The 9481-nt window shown below is 38.1% G+C and carries 7 protein-coding genes; 2 read left to right on the top strand and 5 right to left on the bottom strand.

The window, feature by feature from the left end:
* Positions 1-48: 48 nt before the first annotated feature.
* Both pepT and PVA17_RS11595 read right to left on the bottom strand, forming a co-directional pair.
* The gene (pepT, locus tag PVA17_RS11590) at positions 49-1278 is read right to left on the bottom strand and encodes a peptidase T (RefSeq protein WP_132363692.1); all 1230 of its coding nucleotides are present in this window, start codon (positions 1276-1278) and stop codon (positions 49-51) included.
* Between the two features lie 211 nt (positions 1279-1489).
* Positions 1490-2140 carry a lysoplasmalogenase gene (locus PVA17_RS11595; RefSeq protein ID WP_274067766.1) on the bottom strand — a complete coding sequence of 217 codons (651 nt, stop codon included), beginning with the start codon at positions 2138-2140 and terminating at the stop codon, positions 1490-1492.
* 164 nt (positions 2141-2304) lie between these two features.
* Here PVA17_RS11595 and PVA17_RS11600 point away from each other — a divergent pair, with 164 nt between their 5' ends.
* Positions 2305-3984, top strand: a complete 1680-nt coding sequence (locus tag PVA17_RS11600) for a hypothetical protein (RefSeq protein WP_274067767.1) — start codon at positions 2305-2307, stop codon at positions 3982-3984.
* A 64-nt stretch (positions 3985-4048) separates the two neighbouring features.
* Here the strand turns inward: PVA17_RS11600 and PVA17_RS11605 are convergent, their stop codons facing one another.
* Both PVA17_RS11605 and chrR read right to left on the bottom strand, forming a co-directional pair.
* A complete protein-coding gene (locus PVA17_RS11605; RefSeq protein ID WP_274067768.1) occupies positions 4049-4474 on the bottom strand; it encodes a hypothetical protein in 426 nt (141 codons plus the stop codon).
* 316 nt (positions 4475-4790) lie between these two features.
* Positions 4791-5522: a class II chromate reductase ChrR gene (gene chrR, locus PVA17_RS11610; RefSeq protein WP_274067769.1), complete on the bottom strand. Its 732-nt coding sequence runs from the start codon at positions 5520-5522 to the stop codon at positions 4791-4793.
* Between the two features lie 354 nt (positions 5523-5876).
* Here chrR and PVA17_RS11615 point away from each other — a divergent pair, with 354 nt between their 5' ends.
* On the top strand, positions 5877-7397 hold the full coding sequence (locus tag PVA17_RS11615) for a succinyl-CoA:acetate CoA-transferase ScpC (RefSeq protein WP_274067770.1): 1521 nt from the start codon (positions 5877-5879) through the stop codon (positions 7395-7397).
* Positions 7398-7528: 131 nt separating this feature from the next.
* Here PVA17_RS11615 and PVA17_RS11620 read toward each other — a convergent pair whose 3' ends face one another.
* Positions 7529-9010, bottom strand: a complete 1482-nt coding sequence (locus PVA17_RS11620; protein ID WP_132363680.1) for a DASS family sodium-coupled anion symporter — start codon at positions 9008-9010, stop codon at positions 7529-7531.
* Positions 9011-9481 lie beyond the last annotated feature (471 nt).

Here is a 9481-nt window from a genome sequence, read left to right on the forward strand (position 1 = left end):
TATTGATTTTTAAAAAATTATGAAGAAGGGGTAGACCCTTCTTCATAATTATTTTCCTTGTTGTTCAAAGAGCTGTACGATTTCAATAATCACTTGTGTAGCTTTCTCCATCGTTTCACCAGATACATATTCGAATTTACCGTGCATATTTTCGCCACCCGCAAAAATGTTTGGTGTTGGTAAGCCCATGTAAGAAAGCTGTGAACCATCAGTACCGCCACGGATTGGTAATGTAATTGGCGTAATATCTAACTTTTCCATCGCTGCGCGTGCAATGTCAACGATTTCTTTTACAGGCTCAATTTTTTCGCCCATATTATAGTATTGATCTTCCATTGTAATGCTTAAAGCATCCTCGCCATATTGGGCTTTAATTTTTGCCGCCGCATCAAGCATTAATTGTTTTTTCGCTTCAAACTTTTGACGGTCATGGTCACGGACGATATATGAGAGCTCAGTATGCTCGATCGCACCGTTAAAGCCCATTAAGTGAATAAAGCCTTCATAACCATCCGTTTTTTCCGGTACTTCATCAGTAGGCATTTCATTTTGGAAAGCGATCGCCATGGTGATGGCATTGACCATTTTATTTTTCGCAGACCCAGGGTGTACACTCGTACCTTTTGTCACAACCTTTACGCCTGCAGCATTAAAGCTTTCGTATTGTAGCTCGCCAAGTGGTCCGCCATCCATTGTATAAGCATAGTCGGCTCCAAATGCAGCCACATCGAATTTATGAGGACCACGGCCAATTTCTTCGTCAGGTGTAAACGCTACACGCAATTTACCATGTTTAATGGAAGGATTATTTATTAGGTATTCCATAGCCGTCATAATTTCTGCGATACCAGCTTTATCGTCAGCACCTAATAATGTAGTACCATCCGTTGTAATTAACGTTTGACCTACATAATTTTTAAGCTCAGGGAAATCTGTTGGCGACATCACTAGATTTTCATTGAGCTGGATCGTTCCACCGTCATAGTTGTCAATGCGCTGTGGTTTAACGTTTGTGCCAGTAAAATCTGTTGTAGTGTCCACATGTGCTAAAAAGCCAATAGTAGGTACTGTTTTATCTGTATTTGCTTCGAGTGTTGCAAATAAATAACCATTTTCATCTAATGTAATGTCAGTTAAGCCTATTGCAGCAAGTTCATCTTTTAGTACATGCAATAAGTCAAATTGTTTTTGTGTTGAAGGAGTTGTTTCGCTTGTGAAATCAGATTGTGTATCAATTTTTGCATAACGAATTAAACGCTCGATTACTTGTTCTTTCATAAGTATGGCCTCCTAATGTGTATGTTTAACTTCTTTCAGCGGGCGCGCAAACATCCACTGAAATAGAGGAACTCAGTCTAAGACCGCCACGTCCTGTGGCAATTATCTGTGCGAAAGCAAAGCAACTACAACACCAACAACACACAACTGAGTGACCAACATCGTGTTGGCCTAAAGCCTCCGGACATAATTATCCAAGTCATAATTGTTATTATTGTAACACTTTACTTCGGATTTCGGAATATTGAGAAATGCTTAAGGCAATTAGTATTTGGGCACTGTAATATGTCAGCATAATAATCTCATGTGAACATGGTAAAGGCATAACAAATTTATTAATAGCTAAATAGGAATCTGATGAAATAAAGAGCAGAGCGCCAATCGTTGCAAATGTAGAGCCTGTTCGAATGGCAGTCCAACCCATCGTTAATATGACGGAAATATAGGCAATTACAGCGATACCAAGCACGACTTCTCCTGATGAAAATACAGTACCTGCAATCCACACAGCCATACTTGCTCCGTAAACGAGTAAGACAATCTTCGCCCAAGCCGGTACTTGTCGTTCATTCGTAGAAAAAAAGGCTAGGATATAAAAAATATGCCCGATTAAGAAGCTTGTTAGACCAATTAGAAACCATTGTAGGGTATAATCACCGACCATACAAAACACAAGTCCGATGACAATCAGTAGTTGATACTTTTTAATGCCTAAATTTTTTGATGTAGCGGCTAAGATAATGATTAACAGCATTGGAATAACTTTAAAGATAAGTATTAAGCTTTCTGCAATATGGGACAGGAAAAAAACATAATAAAGACCGAACAAAATAATAAATGCTATTAAAAATTTTTTAGACAAATTTCTCATCTCCTTTTCTTTGAAATTCTTTATCTATGTAACAATTTCCTTTATTCTTTTGTGAAAGAAATGTACGAGGGGGGTACCCATTCATCTTATGTATGAAACTTTTTTGGTATGTAGTCGTAAATAAGTGGACAGTAAGGTTAGAGAGGGTGAACTAAATGACTAAGCTATTAATAGCTTCGGCAGTCATTGGGCTAATCGCGAGTGTTTTATTAACACCGCTTATAACAAAAAAACGAGAAGATGGTGGATCTAAAAAGGTCATTGGTTACTTCTTTATCAGTGTATTTGTACTAGGGTTTTTAGCTACTGGTATAACAGTATATGTAACAACAATGGATGTAAACTGGCTTGCTTTTTGGCCCGTTATTATTTTATTAACATTAGGCGGCGCGCTTCTTGCAGGTGGTATAGAAAGAAAAATAAAGGGTGTTTTATTTTTAGCTAGTTTAGGTGTTGCAGTGTATGTATTATCAGCTCCTTTATGGAATGCTAATGAAAAATTTAAATCAGCTGAAATGAAGGAAGAGGTTGAAATAAAACCATTCGATGAAACACAAACACCAGCTAGTGTTCCTCCTAAATTTGCACGCAATAAGATGAAAAAAGCGTTCGGACAAGTACCGAATACAAGTTATTATGAGCTAGGACGCTTACAAATTCAAAAAGTGAATGGTGAGTATGTTTATATTGCCCCAGTTGAGTTTTCTGGTTTCTTTAAATGGATGAACGGTGGTTCGACTCCTGGTTACTTTATGATGAGTGCAACGGATTCAGCGGACAATCCTAAATTTGTTAAGCAGGAAATGAAGTATGTTCCGTCTGCTTATTTAAATTCAAATTTAGAACGTCATATACGTTTACAGCATCCGTTCCTTGTTTTTTGCGGAGATGTCCAACTTGAAATTGATGATGATGGTAAACCATACTACATTCGTTCATATGGTGAATTTATTTCTGCGCGTAATGGCTTCGATGTAAAAGGGATTGTACTTGTAGATGCACTAACAGGAAAATCAGAAGTGATTAAGCTGGAGGATGTCCCAGAATTTATTGATGGAGCGGTTTCTCCAGAGACGGTAAGCTTACAAAATAGTTATTTCGGTAATTATGTACATGGATTTTGGAACAGTAAGTTTGGTAAGAAAGATGTAAAGCTGCCTTCTGATGAGGGAACAGAGGAAAACGTTAGCCCAATTTTTAACGAGAAGGGCGAAATGTATTATTTCACAGACTTTACGAGCCCTAAAGAGGGTGTCGATTCAATGCTTGGCTATTCCTTAACAAATGCTAGAACAGGTCAAGCAACCTATTATACTGGAAATCAAGACGCTTCTTATATGGATTCACAAGGTAACTTGCAAATTATCGAGAAGAAATTTATAGAGAAAAAATGGTCTGGAGAAATGCCGGTGTTGTATAACTTTTACGGTGAAGCAAGCTGGCTAACAGCGGTACTTGATTCAAATGGTTTCTTACAAAATTATTTCATCGTATCTGCGGCAAATCCTGAAATTTCCGTATATGCAACGACTCCTAAAGAGGCATTAAAATTATATAAAACAGCCTTAAGTCGCGGTGGAACTACAGTCGAAGGAAGTTCACATGCGGAAAAGAAAAATGTAAGTGGAAAGGTGCTTCGCGTTTACAAGGAACGTCTCGGTGACTATACAGTTGTATCGTTTTTACTAAATAACGGTGAAAACTATTTAGTAAGCTCAGAAACAGAACCGCTTGCCATTTATTTGCAAGAAGGTGATGATGTCATTCTCACTTACGGAGATACAGGAGAGCAGTTCTTACCAGTTCGATCACTGATTATTAAAGGATTACAATAGAAGTCAATTTGAATGAAGGAAAAAAGACGATCTAGTAGTACTATGCTACGAAGATCGTCTCTTTTTATGTTGGCTGAGATTCCATATAGTGAAGCATCTTTTCCTGGTGGTTAGTAAAAAGTGCTTTTGCATGATCGTTTAACGCAAATATTTCATGTATGTACCCTTGCAGTAAATGATGTTCATATTCAAAAGGATGAGAATCTTCGTTTTCTAATATATGTGCTAATAAAAGTGCATGTAACACCACGACCTCTAGATTTTGTGTATTTGTAATAAATTTTAAGTTGAGGATAGTAGTGTGGGAAACGAATTGATTCACATAATTAATAGCATCTTTATAAACGACTAAGTCGATATGTGGTTCAAGTCGTTTTCTTAATAAAGTACATTCATTATTTAAGTGTTGAATTTTTAAAAATAGACCTCTTACACTTCGCTTATGTTGTTGTTCTAATGTACGAGCAAGGTGTTTATTGATATAGGACATTTATACATAACTCCTTTTCACATAGCGGTCATCTATTAGTATTAATGGAATTGTTTGAAAAGGAAAGAGTCTTTTTGTTCAATTTATACCTAAATTTAACTTCTTTCAGCGGATGTTTTATTAATCCGCTGAAAGAAGTTAAAGCCTTTGGCGGGTGTCATGGAAATCGGAGGAGTTAATAAAGGGTGTTAGCCTAAAAAACATCGCATCCATGCGGTAACGGCTAACGGGTTTAGGTATAGACGGACAATGTAGAATATGAAAAAAGGGGAGTTACTATCATTTGATAGTAACTCCACATAGTTTGTTGATGAAATTATTTCCAATTGAACCCTTTTTTCGCTAAAAATTCATTAATGTGAGGACGGCGCTGTTCAATTAAAAAATCAGCCATTTGCTTTGTCCAGTTATCAATTTTTCGATTAGATGAGCGATTATTATAGTATGTTTCCATTGTGTCGTTGTAAGCTGGTAAAAGCTCCTCGTATTTGTCTGCATTGTATTCATTTTCATGTAATACTGCTGCAACCGGTAAACGAGGTTTCACTTCATTACGACGAGCAGGAACCCCAATTGTTAAGCCGAAAAGTGGGAAAACATAGTCAGGTAGATTGAATAATTCGCTTATTTCTTCAGGCTTATTACGTACGCCTCCAATGTAACAAATCCCATATCCCATAGATTCCGCAGCAACGACAAAGTTTTGAGCGAATAATGATACATCAGCTACTCCAACAAGTACGTTTTCTGCTGAATCAGCCACAATGTCGACACCTTCTAATTTACCTGCTGTTTGCAGACGCTTGAAATCTACACAGAAGACAAAGGCACCGCCAGAAGTTTCGTATTGACGAGGATTACCAGAGAGTAACCCTAATTTTTCTTTTTTCTCTGCATCTGTTACCCAAATTACACTATAAGCTTGTACGAAATGGGACGTAGCAGCCATTTGTGCAGTAGAAATTAATTCTTCTATAATGTCTTTTGAAATTGGATTTCCATCATAAATACGAACCGAGGAGTGGTTCCGTAATAATTCTTTAACCATTTATAAAATCTCCTTTTCCCCTTTATATATCAAGAGCATATCACGCTTCTTCTTCAAAATCGAATTTATCTCCCTTCAGGAAATATTTTTGTAGTGAATGCAAAGCGACAGCTACAATTACACCAAGGCAAAATTAATAGAAGGTGTTGAAAATTATTTTTAAATAATTTGCGAATGCATAAAATTTCTCGTAATATAAAATATTTCGTTAGTTATAGATTAAAAATTCTAAATAGTTTAAAATTATATACGGACGGTTTATTTGGGTGGATTTCTAATAATTGGATGACTATACCATAAGGATTAAACCGAGTAATTTAGTTAAACAAAATAAAGCGGGATGGAGGAAGAGGGATGGCAGAAAAGTTGGCGAAAAAGCTTCGTAATGAACAGTTACGGAGCAAGGTTGTAACAGCAGAAGAAGCAGCATCTTGGATTAAGGATGGTATGGTACTTGGGATGAGCGGGTTTACACGTGCTGGTGATGTTAAAGTGGTGCCCCTTGCACTTGTGGAGAAAGCGAAAAAAGAGAGCTTCAAGGTAGATGTATATACAGGTGCATCGCTTGGCCCGGAAGTTGACCAATACTTAGCAGAAGCTGGCGTTATTCGTAAACGTGGACCTTTCCAAGCAGATGCCGGTATTCGTAATAAAATTAACAGTGGCGAAATTACATTTGTTGATGCGCATTTATCACATAATGCGGAGCTAGTGCGCCAAGGGATTATTGGCCCTATTGATGTTGCGATTATTGAAGCGGCTGCTATTACAGAAGACGGCTTGCTAATTCCTACTACTTCAGTTGGCAATTCTCCTATTTTTGTGCAAGAAGCAGACCAAATCATTATTGAGTTGAACATAGCTCAGCTTGATGCATTAGAAGGTGTCCATGATATTTTTATACCGGGACCACAGGGGAAACGTGATCCGATTCCGTTACAACATGTATCCGATCGGCTTGGCACAATTGGTATACGACTAGATTTAGATAAAGTAAAAGGCATTGTGATTTCAGATATTTTAGATGCACCATCAACGATTGTTCCTGCAGATGAAGAAACAGGTATTATGGCCAATCATTTATTAAACTTCCTACGTGAAGAAATTAAAATAGGTCGTTTAACGACAAGCTTAAGACCCATTCAATCAGGTGTAGGCTCAGTAGCTAATGCTGTTTTATTAGGCTTTAAAGATTCTGAGTTTGAGAACTTAGAAGTATATTCAGAAGTACTGCAAGATGCCGTATTCGAATTAATTGATGCAGGGAAGGTAAACTTTGCATCTGCTACTTCTATTACCCTTTCTGAGGAAGTTGGAAACCGAGTTTATGGTAATTTTGAAAAATATGCAGATAAACTAGTATTACGTCCGCAAGAAATTTCTAACCAACCAGAAATAATTCGCCGACTCGGGTTAATTTCTGTTAATACAGCGCTAGAAGTAGATATTTATGGGAATGTGAATTCTACGCATGTTTCTGGCACGAAAATGATGAATGGAATTGGCGGCTCCGGGGACTTTGCACGTAATGCGAGATTAGGTATTTTCGTCACGAAATCATACGCGAAAGGCGGAAATATTTCTAGTATCGTGCCAATGGTCTCGCATGTAGACCATACAGAGCATGATGTAGACGTAATCGTCACAGAGCAGGGAGTAGCAGACCTACGTGGACTTGCTCCGAAAGAACGGGTTGGCCTCATTATCGATCACTGTGCACATCCGGAATATCGTGAGCAATTATGGAAGTATTTTAATGATGCCAATGAAGCAACAGGCGGACACCATACGCCACACAATCTAGAAAAAGCGCTCTCATGGCATGTGAATTACGCAAAAAATGGTACGATGAAGAATCCTGCTTTATCGAAATAATAAAGTAAATAAAAGCCTTGAAGGACAGTTGACTTGTTCCTTCAAGGCTTTTAATTTGTGAAAAATGTATTCTAAAAGCATCCTCGAGAAGTGATTAGGTTATCCCTTCAGTTGTTAAAAACCCTGGCTTCTTACAGTAAACCAATCCACTTCCAATAGGTTGCAGAAAATAAAAGAACTAGAATGTATCCAATAATCGTTAATGGAATACCGGATTTTAAGAAATCTTTTGTTGTAAAGGCTCCTGTCCCATACGCAAGCATATTTTGCGGTGCACTAATAGGTAACAGGAAGCCGAAGCTAATGACGAATTGTTGTACGATAACGAAACCAACCTGATCGACATTAGTCGTTAATGTTGAGGCTAAAACGATAAATACGGGTACAAGCGCAGATGCTAAGCTTGTTGCACTCGCAAAGCCTAAATGAATAAGAATATTAAATAAAGTAACAAGCGCGATTGTTGCAAGAATTGGCATAGAATCTAAACCGAGTGAACCGAACACTTTATCAGATAACCACGATGCACCTTTTGTATTAAGCAAGACAGTGCCTAGCATAATTCCTACAGCGAAGACGATAATTGTCCCCCAAGGAATATGTGGTTCAACTTGCTTCCATGAATAGACTCCGATTTTTGGCATTAATAAAATGGCGATTGCAACGATTGTGACAGTTGTCGTATCGAATGGGTGAAGTTTGCCCTCAGCAGCCCAGAAAAATAGTAAAACTACTGATGTTATGATTAATCGAATTTCAGGAGCCTTTAGTGGACCAAGTTCTGCAAGCTGTTTTTTTATTACTTCTCTACCACCTGCAATATTACTTGTTTCAGGCTTAATTAGTGTAATCATAATGAAAAATAGAGCGACTGACATGATGATTGAGAAGGGAGCTGCATAAAGTAACCAAGCACCCCAAGAAATATCCACACCAAATTGTTCTTTGATGAAGTTTAAAGCGACCATATTTTGAGCTGCTGCCGTCTTTATACCGATATTCCAAATAGAGACAGCTTGCACAGAGGTAATGACTAGTAGAGCAGCAAGTCTACTATCACGTGGTAAACCAAATGCTGCTACCATCCCAAGTAGTATTGGCACAACCGCGCCTGCACGTGCAGTAGCAGAAGGGACAAAGAAAGCGAGTGCAATGGATACTAAAATAGCACCGAATACAATGGCTTTCGTTTTTGTCCCTACGAGTGAAAGGATCCAAAGCGCAAGTCTTTTATGTAAATTGGTAATTTGCATGGCTGCTGCTAGGAAAAGTGCTGCGGCTACTAGTGCTACTGCTGAATTACTAAATCCACTTAATGCTAATTTTAATGCATCCGAAGTGCCTAGCTCTCTCGTTGAATCTTCCATTGATGGAGCTAACCCTAATAAGATTGTAACGAGAGCAATAATCATAGCAGAGCTAACGGGATAGGATACTGCTTCTGTAACCCAAAGGATAACCGCAAAAGCTAAAATAGCCAAAGCGCGTTGTCCGGCTACAGGTAAATCGCCGTTGTTAGGTAAAAAAGTAATGATGATTAATGAAGCGAAGGCTAATCCAATCCAGAGTGGTTTCAAATTACGTTTTGGTTTTGCTTGTTCAGAAGTAGACATACTTTTTCATCCTTTCTTAAACATGACTATAATTTTCACATCGGCTAGTAAAATGCTTTATGAAGAAAGTTAATTTGTCTATTTATTGTAAAAAAACTAGTATGTGAAATACCCTCTAAATATAGCGATAATGGGCAGTTGCGAGAAAATTAATGGTCATAGAAAAGACAAAAATATCCAAAAGATATTATATTTTTGGTTTATCAACAAAAGTTGTGGATGAATTTGTTAAAACGTCTACTATGTAAATAGTTGACCTTCGTTTCGACTGGGCGACTCCTTGGGGATTAGCAATAGAGGAACGAAGGCTAAAAGCATCATATCCTGTGATAACGCCTTCGTGACCAACATCGTGCTGCTGTCGCTACGTTGCACTCACGCTTTCGCGCAAAAGACATCTGTTGGCCCGAGACCCTGCAGCGAAGCGGATGTTTTCTGTGCGAAAGCGTAGTGTTAACGTAGCGGCAGCAA

The sequence above is a fragment of the Lysinibacillus sp. CNPSo 3705 genome (assembly GCF_028674935.1).
In the GTDB taxonomy this organism is placed as follows: Bacteria; Bacillota; Bacilli; order Bacillales_A; family Planococcaceae; genus Lysinibacillus.